Annotated in this window: 3 protein-coding genes; all 3 read left to right on the top strand. The window is 66.9% G+C overall.

The features are described 5' to 3' along the window. The first annotated feature begins 56 nt into the window (after window positions 1–56). Complete coding sequence (locus AAC023_RS14395) at window positions 57–377, top strand: YerC/YecD family TrpR-related protein (protein WP_339741990.1); 321 nt, start codon at window positions 57–59, stop codon at window positions 375–377. Beyond that, window positions 374–1,255: an ATP phosphoribosyltransferase gene (hisG, locus tag AAC023_RS14390; RefSeq protein ID WP_339741988.1), complete on the top strand. Its 882-nt coding sequence runs from the start codon at window positions 374–376 to the stop codon at window positions 1,253–1,255. Before AAC023_RS14395 ends, hisG begins: the two co-directional genes overlap by 4 nt. Window position 1,256: 1 nt before the next feature. Next, window positions 1,257–2,275 (top strand): histidinol dehydrogenase (hisD, locus tag AAC023_RS14385; protein WP_339741986.1); only part of this gene is annotated, 1,019 nt, incomplete at its 3' end.

Here is a 2,275-nt window from a genome sequence, read left to right as displayed (position 1 = left end):
TTCCCCCATTGTGTTAGCGCGCTAACACGCTATATCGAGGCTCAGGAGGACGATCCATGATCGACGAGACGTCAGATGAACGCCGCAGCGACCAGCCCGACCTGGCTCCGCTCGTCGCCGCATTGCGCGCCATCAAGACCGATGAGGAGGGCGAACGCTTCCTGCGCGATCTGCTCACGCCGGGCGAGATGAAGACGCTGACCGAGCGCTGGCGCGTCGCCGGCCTGCTCGCCGAGGGCGGGCATTCCTATCGCGAGATCGCCGAGATGACCGGCGCCTCGACCACCACCGTCACCCGCGTCTCGCGCTTCCTCACCCAGGAGCCCTGGCAGGGCTACCGCCTCATTCTGCAACGCCTCAAGGAGGCCACATCGTGACCCGTTTGCGCATCGCCGTTCAAAGCAAGGGCCGTCTCTCCGAAGGCGGTATGGATCTGTTGAAGCGTTGCGGCCTGCGCTTCGCCTATGGCCGCGACAAGCTGCACCAGCGCGCCGAGAACATGCCCGTCGACCTGATGCTGGTGCGCGATGACGATATCCCGAATTTCGTCGCCAGCGGGGCCTGCGATTACGGCATTGTCGGCGAAAATGTGCTGCGCGAGGAACAGCTTGCCGGTGGCCGCACCTCCGAGCTGGAAATCGCCCTGCGGCTCGGTTTCGCCACTTGCCGCCTGAAACTCGCCGTGCCGGTCGAGGGCGAGATCCGGACGCTGGAGGATCTGCAGGGCAAGGCAATCGCCACCTCCTATCCCGGCATCACCAAAGCCTATCTTGCGGAGCGCGGTATCGAGGTCGAGATCGTCGAGATGCGCGGTTCGGTCGAGGTCGCGCCGCGGCTGCACATTGCCGATGCGATCTGCGATCTGGTCTCCTCGGGTGCAACGCTGCAGGCCAATGGGCTGAAAGCCATCGAGACCGTGTTCGAGAGCGAGGCGGTGCTGATCCGCCGCAAGGGCGCCCGCGATGCCGAGACCGACGCCATCGCCCGCATCCTGATGCGCCGCGCCGAGGGCGTGATCGCCTCCTCGCAAACCAAATACATCATGCTCAACGCGCCGAAAGACCGGCTCGACGCCATCCGCGCTTTGCTGCCGGGCGCCGACGCACCCACCATCGCCCAGGTCGCCGGCCGCGACGATGTCGTGGCGCTGCACGCGGTCTGCCGCGAGCGCGTCTTCTGGGAAACCCTCGAAGCGCTGGAAAAAGAGGGCGCCCGCGCCATCCTCGTCCTGCCGATCGAAAAAATGCTGGCCTGATATGATGCTCGAAACCCTCAACTGGTCGACCGCCGACGCGGATCAACGCCGCGCGGCCCTGCTACGCCCCGAAGCGACCAATACCGCCGCTGCCGCCGCCCGCGATATCGTCGACGCCATTTATGCCAATGGCGACAACGCCGTGCGCCAATACGCTGCCCGGCTCGATGGCTATGCCCCGGATGATTTCCGCGTCGATGCCGCTACCATCGCCGCCGCCCGCGCCGATCTCGATCCCGCCGATGCCGAAGCCATCCTGGCCGCCGCCGACGCCGTGCGCCGCTTCCATGTCCGCCAGGGCTATGGATCCTACAGCGTCGAGACCTGGCCCGGCGTGATGGCCTCGCGCCGTGCGACACCGGTCGATGTTGCCGCGCTCTACGTGCCCGCTGGCAGCGCGCCGCTGGTCTCGACCCTGATCATGCTCGCCATCCCGGCCCAGCTCGCCGGCGTGCCGCGCATTGTCGTTGTGGCTCCCCCGGCAGGCCCCGGAGGCGTCAATCCCAGCCTGCTGGCGGCCGCCAGCCTGCTCGGCCTCGATGAGATTTATGCCATCGGCGGCGCGCAAGCGGTTGCCGCACTGGCGACCGGCTCGGCTGGTCTGCCCCGCGCCGACAAGATTTTCGGACCGGGCAATGCGTATGTTGCGGCTGCCAAGGCCCATGTCGCCAGCCTGCCCGGTGGTCCCGCGGTCGATCTGCCGGCCGGGCCGAGCGAGGTGATGGTGATCGCCGACGCCAATGCCGATGCCGGTTTTGTCGCCAGCGATCTGCTGAGCCAGGCCGAACATGACCCGTCAGCGCAGGTGATGCTGGTCTGTTTCGATCAAGCCACGCGTGAACGCGTTCTCGCCGCCGTCGAGGCGCAATTGGAGGCTTTGCCCCGCGCCGACATCGCCCGTCAGGCCATGGCCAATTCGCGCGCCATCCTGTGCGACAGCCTCGCTGAAGCCGCAGATGTCGCCAATGCCTACGCCCCGGAACACCTGATCCTTCAGCTCGGCGAGGCCGAAGCGCTGGT

The sequence above is a fragment of the uncultured Maricaulis sp. genome (assembly GCF_963976135.1).
Taxonomy (GTDB): Bacteria; Pseudomonadota; Alphaproteobacteria; order Caulobacterales; family Maricaulaceae; genus Maricaulis.
This window is presented reverse-complemented; position numbering and strand designations above follow the sequence as displayed.

What these genes read in the sequence shown, in the direction of transcription:
- AAC023_RS14395 (WP_339741990.1), top strand. Translation starts at nt 57, where the DNA reads ATGATCGACGAGACGTCAGATGAACGCCGCAGCGACCAGCCCGACCTG.